This window comes from Lamprobacter modestohalophilus (assembly GCF_016583905.1).
Lineage (GTDB): Bacteria > Pseudomonadota > Gammaproteobacteria > Chromatiales > Chromatiaceae > Lamprobacter > Lamprobacter modestohalophilus.
In genome coordinates, this window is record NZ_NRRY01000026.1 from 33,780 (window position 1) to 47,759 (window position 13,980).

At 62.3% G+C, this 13,980-nt stretch carries 13 protein-coding genes; 11 read left to right on the forward strand and 2 right to left on the reverse strand.

Annotated elements, in window-relative coordinates; all coding sequences use genetic code 11:
- The first annotated feature begins 104 nt into the window (after positions 1-104).
- The 11 genes from gvpN (at position 105) to CKO42_RS15345 (ending at position 11,163) form a co-directional block, all read left to right on the forward strand.
- On the forward strand, positions 105-1,154 hold the full coding sequence (gene gvpN / locus CKO42_RS15295) for a gas vesicle protein GvpN (RefSeq protein WP_200245883.1): 1,050 nt from the start codon (positions 105-107) through the stop codon (positions 1,152-1,154).
- A 2-nt stretch (positions 1,155-1,156) separates the two neighbouring features.
- A complete protein-coding gene (locus CKO42_RS15300; protein ID WP_200245885.1) occupies positions 1,157-1,522 on the forward strand; it encodes a hypothetical protein in 366 nt (121 codons plus the stop codon).
- Positions 1,523-1,564: 42 nt separating this feature from the next.
- Positions 1,565-2,356: a GvpL/GvpF family gas vesicle protein gene (locus CKO42_RS15305; RefSeq protein ID WP_200245887.1), complete on the forward strand. Its 792-nt coding sequence runs from the start codon at positions 1,565-1,567 to the stop codon at positions 2,354-2,356.
- A 48-nt stretch (positions 2,357-2,404) separates the two neighbouring features.
- On the forward strand, positions 2,405-2,797 hold the full coding sequence (locus tag CKO42_RS15310; RefSeq protein WP_200245895.1) for a gas vesicle protein GvpG: 393 nt from the start codon (positions 2,405-2,407) through the stop codon (positions 2,795-2,797).
- A complete protein-coding gene (locus CKO42_RS15315) occupies positions 2,794-4,749 on the forward strand; it encodes an ArsA family ATPase (RefSeq protein WP_200245896.1) in 1,956 nt (651 codons plus the stop codon). Before CKO42_RS15310 ends, CKO42_RS15315 begins: the two co-directional genes overlap by 4 nt.
- Positions 4,746-5,108 carry a gas vesicle protein gene (locus CKO42_RS15320; protein WP_200245898.1) on the forward strand — a complete coding sequence of 121 codons (363 nt, stop codon included), beginning with the start codon at positions 4,746-4,748 and terminating at the stop codon, positions 5,106-5,108. Before CKO42_RS15315 ends, CKO42_RS15320 begins: the two co-directional genes overlap by 4 nt.
- A complete protein-coding gene (locus CKO42_RS15325) occupies positions 5,074-5,457 on the forward strand; it encodes a gas vesicle protein K (RefSeq protein ID WP_200245905.1) in 384 nt (127 codons plus the stop codon). Before CKO42_RS15320 ends, CKO42_RS15325 begins: the two co-directional genes overlap by 35 nt.
- Before the next feature lie 9 nt (positions 5,458-5,466).
- A complete protein-coding gene (locus CKO42_RS15330) occupies positions 5,467-5,784 on the forward strand; it encodes a gas vesicle protein (protein ID WP_200245908.1) in 318 nt (105 codons plus the stop codon).
- 65 nt (positions 5,785-5,849) lie between these two features.
- Entirely contained in the window at positions 5,850-9,383 is a 3,534-nt protein-coding gene (locus CKO42_RS15335; RefSeq protein ID WP_200245910.1) for a response regulator, read from the forward strand.
- Between the two features lie 177 nt (positions 9,384-9,560).
- Positions 9,561-10,706, forward strand: coding sequence for a response regulator (locus CKO42_RS15340; protein WP_200246013.1), 1,146 nt, complete (start codon positions 9,561-9,563; stop codon positions 10,704-10,706).
- A 127-nt stretch (positions 10,707-10,833) separates the two neighbouring features.
- Entirely contained in the window at positions 10,834-11,163 is a 330-nt protein-coding gene (locus tag CKO42_RS15345; RefSeq protein ID WP_200245912.1) for a gas vesicle protein, read from the forward strand.
- Positions 11,164-11,377: 214 nt separating this feature from the next.
- Here CKO42_RS15345 and nifS read toward each other — a convergent pair whose 3' ends face one another.
- Both nifS and nifU read right to left on the reverse strand, forming a co-directional pair.
- Positions 11,378-12,613: a cysteine desulfurase NifS gene (gene nifS / locus CKO42_RS15350; RefSeq protein WP_200245930.1), complete on the reverse strand. Its 1,236-nt coding sequence runs from the start codon at positions 12,611-12,613 to the stop codon at positions 11,378-11,380.
- 93 nt (positions 12,614-12,706) lie between these two features.
- Positions 12,707-13,822, reverse strand: coding sequence for a Fe-S cluster assembly protein NifU (nifU, locus tag CKO42_RS27350; RefSeq protein WP_242479421.1), 1,116 nt, complete (start codon positions 13,820-13,822; stop codon positions 12,707-12,709).
- Positions 13,823-13,980 lie beyond the last annotated feature (158 nt).

The window sequence follows — 13,980 nt, forward strand, 5'->3', positions numbered from 1 at the left end:
GCGACCTGAGCGGGTCGCCAAGATCAGCGCTCGGTCTTGTTCCGACCCGATTGAGTTAGCTGCTTTAATGATGTCGCGATGTGCGCAGAGCCTGGAATTGAATTATGACGCTGGAAAGTCTTCGACCCGATGTTGGTCTTAATGATGAAGACCTCGTTGTCCCTGAAGCAAGCGAGAGCTTTGTCTCCACGCCCTATGTAGAAGAGGTGACAAATCGGGCGCTGGTCTATCTGCGGGCCGGTTATCCGGTGCATCTTGCTGGCCCTTCCGGGACTGGCAAGACCACCATGGCCTTCCATCTGGCCGCGCTCTGGGGCCGGCCGGTGACGCTGATTCATGGCAATGATGAGTTTAGCGTCTCTGACCTCATCGGCACCAATGATGCCGGCTATCGGCGCAGTAAGGTGGTTGATAATTACATCCACTCGGTGGTACGCACCGAGGAAGAGATGCGGCAGATGTGGGTTGATAATCGGTTGACGACGGCCTGTCGCAATGGCGATACGCTGATCTACGATGAATTCAACCGCTCACGGCCAGAGGCGAACAATGTGCTGCTCTCGGTGATGTCGGAGGGGATCTTGAACCTGCCGGGATTACGCACAGCGGGTGAAGGCTATCTCGATGTCGGCGGCGATTTTCGCGCCATCTTTACCTCTAATCCAGAGGAATACGCTGGCACGCACAAGACCCAGGATGCGCTTGCAGATCGGATGATCACGATCCGTCTGAATCCGCCGGATCGTGATACCGAGATCGAGATCGTCAAGGCGAAGGCAGGCATTGATGAGCTTGAGGCTGGTCATATTGTCGACATCATTCGCGAACTGCGGGGCAGTGGCGAGAATAAGACGCGACCGACCCTGCGCGCGGGTATTGCGATTGGCAAGATCCTTGGCATGGTTGATGGCCGCGCTCGCTTTGGTGATCGCTTCTTTCATGGTGTCTGCTATGACGTGGTCAGCACCGAAAGCGCGAAGGTCCTGCATGATGGGCAGTCGATCTTCCATCAACTGGTCGACAGCGTGATCAAACAGGTCTGCCCGCCGGTTGGCGCGCAGCCAGGGGATGAGGGTACTCGCGCTCAAGTCCAAGCAAAGGTGAAGGCTGTCAACGCTTCTTTTGCGACAAAATTGAATACGTTTAGGAGTTGATGATGGCGATCAAGACAACGCGCCCGCCGCGCACGTTGGGTGATATCAAGACGGTTGCTGGGCGGAGCTCGAACAAGAATCAACGCCGCTATGCCAGCTATTTTCAATTGGGTGCGCTGGAGCTCGAGCGGTATCGCCGAGGGCTTGAGCGAGACGCGGCTCAAGGCCGGATCGATGGCATTAATCAGCGCCTGGGTGAGATCGAGGGCGAAATGCAGGGCCTGCTGGTCGAGGCGGGAGCGGAGGGCGTGCAAAGGCCAACCAAACAGGGTGAGCGGGCGCGCGTAGGCAGTCGCTCGGAGACCCGTAGTACAGTCACCTCGAATGAGCCAACAGGCCAGCCTCGTGGGCTGCGAATTCGCTATTGAGATGCAAGATCGAACCGCTATTGGACAATCCGTAGGATCATCATGGCTCGTAATGTGAAATCGCAGGGCGGAAAGTTTATCTATGCACTGGTTGATGTTGGTGAAGAGAGCCCCGCCTATCGTGTGACCGGGCTGAATAAGGAACGGGTCTACGGCATCAATGTGGGTAACATTGGTGCCGTCGTCAGTGATATCCAAAGCGGACGTGTGCGTCCGGAACGACGCCATCTGATGGCGCATCGGGCCGTACTGGCTCATCTTTTGGAACTCGGTAGCGTGTTGCCAATGCGTTTCGGCACCATCGCTTCGAGTTCACCTGCGGTCCAAGCGCTCCTGAGCAGCAATCGCGTGGCGATCGAGGAGCAGTTACAGCGGGTGCGGCAGCGCGTCGAAATGGGGCTCCGCGTCTCTTGGGACGTCGGTAACATCTATGAGTATTTCGTCAGCATGCATCCAATCCTCCGCGAGATGCGCGATTACGTGATGCAAGAAGAGCATAACCGACGCGAAGAGAAGATCGAGCTAGGGCGGATGTTCGACCGCTTGGTTCAGGAAGAGCGCGAGCGGCATACTGCAGCGGTCATCGAGGTGTTACGCGGCTATTGTGAAGAAGTGGTCGCGAATCCCACAAAGCATGAAAAAGAGGTGATGAATCTGGCTTGTCTTGTCGACAAAGCCGGACAGGCCGAGTTCGAGAAAGGTGTCTTTCAGGCGTCTAAGCGGTTCAATAACGACTTTCTGTTCGATTACAACGGTCCTTGGGCTCCCCACAATTTCGTCGGTCTCGATCTGCAGACACCCTCTCAGTCAGCGAATCGAGCGGCGGTCGGCTAGGCAGTCGCTGCGTGACAGCCCGGCCAGTCACAGGATGAGGCCGGTGATGTGCTTCTAATCGATGACCTCCTCCTCAGCCCCTATCGCGGTCTGCTCTGGGTGTTTAAGGAGATCCATAACGCTGCGCTCGAAGAGGTGGAGGGCGAGGCGGCCCGAATTCGCAACGAGCTTACTGACCTTTATATGATGCTCGAGACCGAGCAGATCGATGAGGAGGAGTTCGACCGCCGCGAGGGACCGCTGCTTGACCGGCTCGATGAGCTCGAGGCGGATGAAGCGCCAGATGAGGACTATGCGGATGAGGACGATGCGGAAGATGAAGATCTGGATGATACGGATGCGGATGCGGTTAATGAGGTTTCGGAGGCGAATGATGAGGATTCGGAGGATAACGAGGCCGACAGCGAGGATGGCGAGGATGACTGGGAAGGCCGCGAATGACTGTGACGACACAACCTGAATTCTTGCATAACCCCGCATTGGCGCTGCTCTATTTCGGCGGCAAAGGTGGGGTGGGTAAGACCAGCTGCGCCTGTGCCGCAGCCTTACAGATCGCCGAGCAGCGGCCCACGGAGTCAATGCTGCTGCTGTCGACCGACCCTGCCCATTCGCTCAATGATGCGCTGGCTGGAATGTCGCTTCCGGCCAATCTCGAGGCCCTTGAGCTGGATGCTGTTGCCTCGCTCGCGCGCTTCAAGCAACAGCATCGCGCCAAGCTGGAAGAGATCTCGAGCCGTGGCACGCTGTTCGACGAGGAGGACATTCATGCGCTGATGGAAATGGCGCTGCCGGGCATGGATGAGCTAGCGGCCTATCTGGAGATGGCCGATTGGATCGAGCAGCAGCGTTACGATTGCATCATCGTCGATACGGCACCGACCGGACATACCCTGCGCCTGCTGGAGATGCCGGAGCTGATCAGTCGCTGGATCAGGGCATTGGATGCGCTGTTGGCAAAACATCGTTATCTGCGTCGGCGCTTCAAGCAGGATCAGAGCCAAGATCATCTTGATCGCTTCCTGCTCGCGCTTGATGGCAGCCGTCGTGCTATGGCGGCGCTGATCGAGGATGGCAGGCGCTGTCGCTTTATCCCGGTGATGCTCGCCGAGTCGATGAGTGTGGAGGAGACCGCGGATCTGCTGCGGCTGCTCGATGCGCAGGGTATCGGAACCCAAGAGCTGGTAGTCAATCGGCTGCTGCCGGAAACCGATTGTGCGCTCTGTCGGCTGGAACGGCGTCGTCAATTGCGCGCGCTAGCGGCCTTCGATCAGCTTGGCCGCGAGGTCAGGCTCTGGGCGCTACCGCTGCTTGCTGATGAGCCCCGCGGGCAAGCCCTGACGGGGCTCTGGTCGCAGGTGCAACTGCTGGCGCAGGGCGAGCGAACCGATGCTGCGCGCGCAGCCGAGGCGCTAGCGACCGAGACCGAGCTGCCGACGCAAGTGGTCGCGCCAGCGCCGTTGCCGCCGGCAAGCCTGCGCCTGCTGATGCTGACGGGCAAGGGCGGCGTGGGTAAGACCACCCTCGCCAGCGCGACGGCGTTGCGGCTGCTGGCGGAGCAGCCCGAGCAGCGCATCCTGTTGTTTTCGACCGATCCGGCGCATTCGCTAGCAGACTGTCTTGGGCAAGCGCTGGGTCCGGAGCCGGTCTCGGTCTGTGCCGGTCTCGATGCCCAGGAGCTCTCGGCGGAGCAGGCCTTTTTGTCGCTGCGACAGCGGTATCAAGATGAGCTGCGCGGCTTCCTTGCCGACACATTGAACAATTTGGACATCACCTTTGATCGCGAGGCGATGGAGCATCTACTGGACCTGGCGCCACCGGGACTCGATGAGCTGATGGCCCTGACCCGAGTGATGGACCACCTTGATGGCGGTCACTACGATCTTGTGGTCCTCGACACCGCGCCCAGCGGCCATACGCTGCGTCTGCTTGAGCTGCCGGAGTTGATCCATGACTGGCTGAAACTGTTTTTCCAGCTGCTGCTGAAGTATCGCCAGGTGTTGCGCGTGCCCGCGCTGTCACAGGATCTGGTGGAGCTAGCGAAGGCGGTCAAGCGGCTGCGCGCACTGCTGGCCGACCCGCAACAGGCGGCCTGTTATCTGGTCACCGTGCCGACGGCGCTTGGGCTGGCCGAGACCGAAGATCTGATCATGGGCTTCAAGCGCCTGCAGATCCAGGTCGCGGCACTGTTTGTCAACCAGCTCACGCCGGCCGCCGGCGACTGCTCCCTCTGCGCTGCGTTGCAGGCACGGGAGGCGCGCGAGCTGGCGCATGCGCGGCGACGCTTTCCAGACTTGCAGCAAACGCTGGTCTATCGGCAGGCGGAGCCAGTGGGGCTTGAGGCGCTTAAGCGTCTGGGTGATGCCCTCTATCGCCCAACGCGGGGGCCGGCATGAGCACGCCGAGCGACGAGGGTCGAGCCGCCGAGCCTGGCGTGAGCGGCGCAAGCATCGGCATCGCTGCTGGCACCACGAGCGGTGGCAGTCAGGGGCTGGGTCAAGATCAAGATCTCGTTAATGGCACTGGCGGGGCGAGGACGCCCGGAGCCGATCAGCAGCACATCTCGCTGTGCGAGGCGCTGGATCGCATCCTCAACAAGGGCGCTGTGGTGGTGGCTGATCTGACCATCTCGGTTGCCGATATTGATCTCATTTACATCAATCTGCAGGCGTTGATCACCTCGGTCGAGACCGGGCGGCGGTTGCAGCAAGAGGCGGCTCATGAACGACAAACAGCCGACGGCGGCAAATCCTAAACAACCTCAGGGGGTGCTGCCGGATGCGCTGGACAGGTCGCTGCAGGCGTCTACCCGATTCTCAGGGACCGGCTCAGTAGGCGGTCGCAAGCGCCTGGAGATCGATGGCGAGCGCGTGCGTGATGGCTTGGCGCAATTGGTGCTGACGCTGATCAAGCTGCTGCACGAGCTTCTGGAGCGACAAGCGATTGCACGGATGGACTCCGGTTCGCTCGATGACGAGGAGATTGAGCGTCTTGGGCTCACGCTGATGCGTCAGGCCGAGGAGCTTGCACGCGTGCGCGAGGCCTTTGGCCTACGCGACGAGGACTTGAACATCGATCTCGGCCCGCTGGGCCGACTGCTCTAAGGAAACATCATGGCCACCAATCAACGCAATCTGACCCATTCGACCGACAGCACCACAGTCGCCGACCTGCTCGAGCGCTTGCTGGATAAGGGGGTTGTGATTGCGGGCGATATCCGCGTCAAACTGGTCGAGGTGGAACTGCTGACGATCGAGGTCCGACTGTTGATCTGCTCCGTCGATCGCGCCGTCGAGATGGGCGTCGACTGGTGGCGTGGCAACCCGACCTTCGACACCAAGGCGCGCGATCCGCAACTGAACACCCCCGGGCTTGAAGAACGGCTCGCCCGGCTAGAGGCAAAGCTCGAGCCCCCGCCGTCGACAGAGTGAAGCTGCCCGAGATCCGAAGAAGCCGTGTATCGGAGCTTGAGGAACTCGTCAGCACGACAGCCGAGATGGCCGTCACCTTGAATGCCAGTTTCAGCGCGCTCGACGAGAATGAATGCCGCCTGTCCGACATCATCCGCGGCACCAAGGTGGGGACCTGGGAGTGGCGCATCGATACCGGCGAAACCCACTTCAACGAGCGCTGGGCCGAGATCCTTGGCTACTCGCTCAAGGAACTGTCCCCGGTCAGCATCGAAACCTGGCTGTCGCTGGCGCATCCGGACGACTTGACGGAGTCGCAAGCGCTGCTGGAACGGCATTTTCGTGGTGAAAGCGACCTGTACGAGTGTGAGGCCCGGATGCGCCACAAGGACGGTCACTGGGTCTGGGTCCTCGACATTGGGAAGGTGGCGCGCTGGAGTAAAGACGGTCAGCCGTTGAGCATGTCCGGCATCCATCTGGACATCACGCAGCGCAAGCAAGCTGAGATCGCGGTTGCCCAGTACCGGCGCCAGTTGGAAACCTTGATCGGTAATCTTCCGGGCATCGCCTTTCGCTGCCGTAATGATGACGACTGGACCATGGAGTTCATGAGTGAGCAGACGCAGGCCCTCACAGGCTATGCCCCGGCCGAGCTGATCGGCAATCGGCAGACATCCTTTGCCGCGTTGATCGAGCCCGATGATCGGGAGCGGGTTTGGTCGCAAGTGCAGCAGGCGCTGGCGGCCCGGCAGGCCCATGACATCGAGTATCGAATCCGCGATCGTGAACAGCAAGTCCACTGGGTCATGGAGCGCGGTATCGGGATCTGGGCCGCGGATGGCTCGCTCGAGGCCCTGGAGGGCTTCATCACCGACATGACCGAGCGTTATCAGGCTCAGGCACGTCTCACCCGCAGCGAGGCCCGGCTCAGCGCCCTTATCGACAATGCCCCCATCGGCATCGCCTTAGTCGGCGCCGATCGCCGCGCTGTCCTGGTGAACCGCGCCCTGACAGAGTTCCTGGGCCGCAGTGCGGCAGAACTGGCCGACCTGCGCTTTGAGGAATTCACCCACCCCGAGGATCGGGAAAAGGACGTACAGCTGTTCGGAGAGCTGATGCGTGGTGAGCGAACGTTCTACGCCCTGTCCAAACGCTACCTGCGACCGGACGGCTCCGAAGTGCGAGGAAGCCTGCGCGTCACCCTGGTGCCCGCTGCCGAGGGCGAGCCCTTTCTGCCGCTGGCCATGGTCGAGGACATTCGCGAGCAGCAGCGTGCTGAGGAAGAGCGCATTGCGCGCGAGAGCGCCGAATCAGCCAACCGCGCCAAGTCGGAATTCCTGGCCAACATGAGCCACGAGGTCCGCACGTCGATGAACGCCATCCTTGGCATGACGCACCTGGCGCTGCAGACCGCGCTCGATACCAAGCAGCGCAACTACATCGAGAAGGCGTATCGCTCGGCCGAGGCGCTGCTCGGCATCCTCAACGATATCCTGGATTTCTCCAAGATCGAGGCCGGTAGGCTGACCCTTGAGCAGGTCGAGCTCAGTCTCGACGAGGTGTTTGGCAACCTGGCGACGGTGATTGGTTTCAAGGCCGAGCACAAGGGGCTGGAGCTGATCTTTGACCTACCGCCCGAGCTGCCGAGCGCCCTGGTCGGCGACCCGCTGCGTCTGAGCCAGATCCTGACCAATCTCGCCAACAACGCGGTCAAGTTCACCGAGCAGGGCGAGATCATCATTGGTGCCGAGGTGCTCGCGCAGGACGCCGAGACCTGCCGCCTGCACTTTATCGTGCGCGACACCGGCATCGGACTCAGTGCCGAGCAGCAGGCCAAGCTGTATCAGCCCTTCAGCCAGGCCGACACCTCGACCACACGCCGCTACGGCGGCACCGGCCTGGGGCTGACCATCTCCAAGGACCTTTGCGAGCTGATGGGCGGAGCGATTTGGGTCGAGAGCAGGCTCGGGGTTGGCAGCAGCTTCCATTTCACCGCCCAGCTTGGCAAACAGCAGGGCATCCCCCGGCAGGCGCCCATCGCGCTGCACGAACTCGCCGCCCTGCGGGTATTGGTCGTGGACGACAACGCCAGCGCCCGTGAGACCCTCAGCGCCATGCTCACCAGCCTAGGGTTGCACGTGGAGAGCGTCGCCAGCGGTGATGAGGCATTACAGAGGCTGCGTGAGACCACCGACCTGCATGACCTGATGCTATTGGATTGGAAGATGCCGGGGCTCGATGGCTTGGCCACGGCGCGGGCGATCCTGGCGCGCACCGACAGCACCCCGCCACCGGCCCTGCTCATGGTCACTGCTTACGGTCGCGAGGAGGCTATGGCCGCTGCCGAGGACCTCGACATCCGTGGGTTCCTGACCAAGCCCGCCACCCCCTCGGAACTGCTCGATGCGATCTCGCATGCGCTCGGTCGCCCGCTAACGCCGGCGCCGCGTCCGCGCAAGCGTCACGACCGCGGCGCGTCGGCCGCGGATATCGCCCGGCTGCAGGGGGCCAAGGTGCTGCTGGTGGAGGACAACGCGATCAACCAAGAGCTGGCGCTCGAGCTATTGACCAGCAACGGGCTCCGGGTGGAGGTCGTCAACGATGGGCAAGAGGCCCTGGCGCGGCTCGAGCAGGAGTCCTTCGACGGGGTGCTCATGGACTGCCAGATGCCGGTCATGGACGGCTACGAAGCCACCCGCCGGCTGCGCCAGGACCCGCGCTTTGCGGAGCTGCCCGTGATCGCCATGACCGCCAATGCCTTGGCCGGCGATCGCGAGAAGGTGCTTGCCGCCGGCATGAACGATTATGTCGCCAAGCCGGTCAACGTCAGCGTCCTGTTCCAGACCCTGGCGCACTGGGTGCGCCCAGGTCTGCCGGACCCGGGGGCTTCCGCCCAGAGTAGCGGGCCTGAATCCGTGCCAGAGGCCGGGTCCGGGTCCTTGGCCACGGCTGCGCCCGCACCAGCCGTGCCCGGCCCCTCGGAGGCTGAAGCGCCGGCACTGCTGGCGCTAGATGGCTTCGACACCGCCGCCGGGCTGGAGCGCGTACAGGGCAATCGCGCGCTGTATCTAAAGCTGCTGCACAAGGTCGCACAGACCCATGGTGAGGATCTCACAGGGATCGACGCTGCCGTGGCCGGTGGCAACTGGGAGCAGGCCCAGTGCCTGATCCACCGGCTCAAAGGCGTCGCCGGCAACCTCGGCGCTGAGGCGCTGCAACGGGCCTGCACACGCCTGGAAGCCAGCGCCAAGCAGCGAACTGCCGACCCCGATGCGCAGGCCGCCGTAGAGCGCGAGCTCGCCCGCGTGCTCGCCGCAATCGCAACCCTGCCCGCCGCAATGCCCACACCGCGCGCAGCCTCGCCGGCAACGCCAGCATCACCGGCCAATGCGATGGAGTCGCCGCAACCCGAGCAGGTGCTCGCCGAGCTGGCGGTCTTGATCGAGGATTCAAGCTTCGCGGCCGGCTCGCGTCTGGAGGCCGAACGCTTGCTGCTCGAGCGCGCCGGCTTGCGCCACGAGGCTCAACAGCTGCAAGCTGCCCTAGAGGACTTCGACTTCGAGACGGCGCAGACACTGCTCGAAGAGATCAGGACCGCTGAGGCGGCGGATCAGCCATGAGCTCACCACCGGCGCGCCGCGGGCACAATGAGAGCCACGTCACAGCAGATGAGACCTATTTTCAGCGATGGAGGCAATCAGTCGAGGCCATGGTTAGGCTTTCGAGCGCTGCCTCTTGGTAGGCGAGGTCGACCTCTTCGACATGAGCCCAAACGCAGGAGCTTGATTGTGACCACAATGCCTAGTGTCCTTGAGCCGACCCGGCACAGTATCCTGATCGTCGATGATGCGCCCGAGAATCTCACCGTACTCGGAGAGCTCCTGCAGCCGCTCTACCACGTGCGGGTCGGCACTTCCGGCGAGCGCGCCTTGCGGATGGTCGAAAGGCCACCCTTGCCGGATCTCATCCTGCTCGACGTCATGATGCCGGGCATGGACGGCTACGAGGTGATGCGGCGCCTGCATGCCGATGAAGACCTGCGCAAGATTCCGGTGATCTTCATCACTGCAACGAACAGCAGCGAGAATGAGGAGATTGGCCTCTCGCTTGGCGCGGTGGATTACATTACCAAACCCATCAATCCGGTCATCCTGCGGGCACGCGTCAAGGCCCATCTGGAGTTCAAAGAGGCTCGCGACCGCCTCGCGAATGAAAACGAATGGCTGGAGGCCGAGGTCGCTCGCCGGATGCGCGACAACCTCCTGATTCAGGAGCTCAGCATCCGCGCCCTGGCTAACCTGGCCGAGGCCCGCGATAACGAGACCGGGCTGCACATCATGCGCACCCAAGCCTATGTCGAGGTGCTGGCCCGGCACCTGGCCGAGCATCCCAAGTTCGCCCCGGCGCTCGCCGGGCAGCGGCTCGAGCACATCATCAAAGCGGCCCCGCTGCACGACATCGGCAAGGTCGGCATCCCCGACGCGATCCTGTTCAAGCGCGGCCGCCTCGATGCGCACGAATACGAGATCATGAAGACCCACGCGCGGATCGGCGCCGAGGCCATCGAACACGCCATACGGTCCAGTGCCGCAGGAGCGGATCCCGAGGCGGCAGACAAGGTGCCGGATGCCTTCGCCTTCCTCGAGGTCGCGGCCGAGATCGCCGACAGCCATCACGAGAAATGGGATTGCTCCGGCTATCCCAACGGGCTGGCTGGTGAGGCGATCCCGGTCTCGGGCCGCCAGATGGCGCTGGCCGATGTGTTCGACGCCCTGCTCAACAAGCGCGTCTACAAGCCTCCGCTGACGCTGGACGAGACGACGCAGATCATCCTCGAGGACCGCGGTCGCCACTTCGATCCGGACGTCGTTGATGCCTTCCTGGCCTGCCACGAGCGGTTCGCTGAGATCGCCGCATCCCATCCCGACCCCGTGGCCGCCTGAAGGTCCCAGCGGCACCAGGAATGCGGTCGGATCAGGCAGCACTTTCTCCCGCGAGGCCTTTGGCCTACGCGACGAGGATTTGAATCTCGACCTCGGCCCGCTGGGCCGACTGCTCTAAGGAGGCATCATGGCCACCAATCAACGCAATCTGACCCATTCGACCGACAGCACGACAGTCGCCGACCTGCTCGAGCGCTTGCTGGATAAGGGGGTTGTGATTGCGGGCGATATCCGCGTCAAACTGGTCGAGGTGGAACTGCTGACGATCGAGGTCCGGCTGTTGATCTGCTCGGTCGATCGCGCTGTCGAGATGGGCGTCGACTGGTGGCGTGGCAACCCGACCTTCGACACCAAGGCGCGTGACCCACAGCTAAACACCCCAGGGCTAGAAGAACGGCTGGCTCGGCTGGAGGAAAAGCTCGAGATGCCAGCGTCGTCCGACCCGGAATCTCGATAGGGAATCTGATTCCCTGTTGCATCGGCACAGGATCTTGGTTGATAAGCTACAGCCTCCGACTACACTTCGACGTCACTACAACGTGACAACATTGGGGGCCTGATGGCTGCATGATACCCTTGATCGGCGCCGAGCCATTGTTCAATGAGCGGTTATCGCAGCAGTGAGGCCGCAAGATAAGACTCGATTTGGCGCCGACGCGGGTTGGTAGGCATCAGGCATAAGCGGGCTGAAAGCTGGCTTGATGCCCCTGGCCCTCGGTTGCTGGGCGGTCTTGATCCCAGTAGGGCGAGAGCTTGCGCAGTTGGGCGACGACCGGTGGCACGGCTTCGATGACGCGCTCGATCTCCTCAGCCGTGGTGTAGCGCGAGAGCGAGAAGCGGGTGGTGCCATGGGCAGCGGTGAAGGGGATGCCCATCGCGCGCATCACGTGGCTTGGCTCGAGCGAGCCCGAGGTGCAGGCGGAGCCACTGGAGGCGGCGATGCCGAGCTTGTTGAGCAGCAACAGGATGGCCTCGCCCTCGATGAACTCGAAGGCGATATTGCTGGTGTTTGGCAGTCGATTGCTGGGGTCACCCGTGACGAAGCTGTTTGGGACCACATCAAGAATGCCTTGCTCAAGCCGATCGCGCAGCGCGGCGACCTGGGTGCGCTCGGTCTCGAGATGGGCTTGGGCCAGCTCACAGGCTTTGCCCAGCGCGACGATCGAGGCGCTGTTCTCGGTGCCAGCGCGTCGACCGCGCTCTTGGTGACCGCCGCGCAGCAGCGGGCGGAAGCGGGTGCCGCGACGCAGATAGAGCACGCCGATGCCTTTGGGCGCATGCAGCTTGTGCCCGGACAGCGAGAGCATGTCGATGGCCGTCGTCTTGAGATCGATCGGCAGCTTGCCGACGGCTTGGACTGCGTCGGTATGGAACATCACACCGGCTTCTTGGGCCATCTCGGCCATCTGCTCGACCGGAAACAGGGTGCCGGTCTCATTGTTGGCCCACATCACCGAGACGATGGCGACCTGCTCGCTGAGCAGTGATTGGTAGTGCGCGAGATCGAGACGCCCCTGTCCATCGACCTCGAGCCTGTGAACGCTATAGCCGTCCTTCTCCAGATGCTCGCAGAGGCTCAGCACTGCCGGATGTTCGACCACTGTGGTGATGATCTCGCGGCGCTCCGGCTGGGCCTTGATCGCGGACAAGATGGCAGTCGAATCGGACTCGGTGCCGCAAGAGGTGAAAACGATCTCGGAGTCGAGCTCGGCGCCAAGCAAGGCTTGCACCTGCTGGCGCGCGGTCTTGATGGCGCGCCCGACCCGATCGCCGAACTGATGCATCGAGGAGGCATTACCGAACTGCTCGCTGAAGTAGGGCAGCATGGCCTCGACCACTTCGGGTGAGACCATAGTGGTGGCGTTGTTGTCGAGATAGATACCGGTGTTGGGCTGATCGCTAGACATGCTGGTTGGGCTCATGGTGTTCATCGTCTGTATCTCGCGAAGCCGATCAATGTGTCACGCTGCTCCGCCACGGGCTCATGGTCGCGCCGAAGCTCAGGCGCGTTGAGCGAAGGCCATCGCCTGTTCTGGCAGCACGCGAACCAGCTCGCCGAGATCCTCGCAGATGCGCTCCTGAATGCCTTCCAGCGTCACCGCAGCAAGCTGGCAGCCGGAGCAGGCGCCGACCATCTTGACGAAGACGTTCTTGCCGTCGACATCAATCAGCTCGATATCACCATGGTCGCGCTGCAGATTCGGCCGAATCGACTCGATGGTCTGCTCGATGCGGCGGATGCGGGCCAGGTTGCTCAATTGGGGGCGAGCCTTTGCGCCGGACTCCGCCTTGTTCGCTGTTGCCGCAGCTGGCGATGTGGCGGCTGGCGATGCAGCGGCCAATGCGGCGCTGCCCGGAGGCGGTGCGACGCTTGCTGATATGGCTGGCGGCGCTGTTGCGACCGCTGCAACGACTGTCGCGCTCGCCGACGGCTGCTCCGCCGGTGCAGATGTTTGGTCGCGCTTCGGCATCAGCGGCATACCAATGGCAACCCGCTGGCGCTCCGGTGCTTTAGCGGGAGGAGCAGACGGCTGAAAGCTGCGCCCCTGCTCCGTGAGCACCCGCGCAAGGATCGTTTCGATGCCTTCGTGGCAGGCCGAGCAGCCGCCCCCGGCCTTGGTGTAGTTCGACACCTCTTCGACGCTGCTGAGACTGTTTGCGCGGATGGTCTCCTCGATCAGCACCTCATCGACGGCGAAGCACTTGCAGATCATGGCGCCTTCTGCATGATCGTCGCTCCAGACCTCGCCGCGGTAGTTGGCGACTGCCGATTGCAAGGCCTCGCGGCCCATCACCGAGCAGTGCATCTTCTCTGGCGGCAGGCCGTCGAGATAGTCGGCGATGTCTTGGTTGCTGACCTTTAGGGCCTGATCGAGGGTCATGCCCTTGATGATCTCGGTCAGTGCCGAGCTGGAGGCGATCGCCGAGCCGCAGCCGAAGGTCTGGAAGCCAGCATCGAGGATGGTCTCGCTCGCTGGGTCGACCTTGAGGGTCAGGCGCAGCGCATCGCCACAGGAGAGGGAGCCGACCTCGCCGATCGCATTGGAATCAGCGACGGCGCCGGCATTGCGCGGGTTGAAGAAGTGCTCTTTGACGGTGTCTGAGTAATCCCACATGGTCTGGCTCCAGGCTCGAGTTGAAGACGGCTGCTAGCGCTGAGAGAGGGCGCCGGGCGGTGCGATTGAGAATCCGCATGGATATATCGGCTAGCAAATCTCGGGCCTAGAGCGGGATGGCTATTAGTTTATTGATTATCAAAGATATTAATGATGCT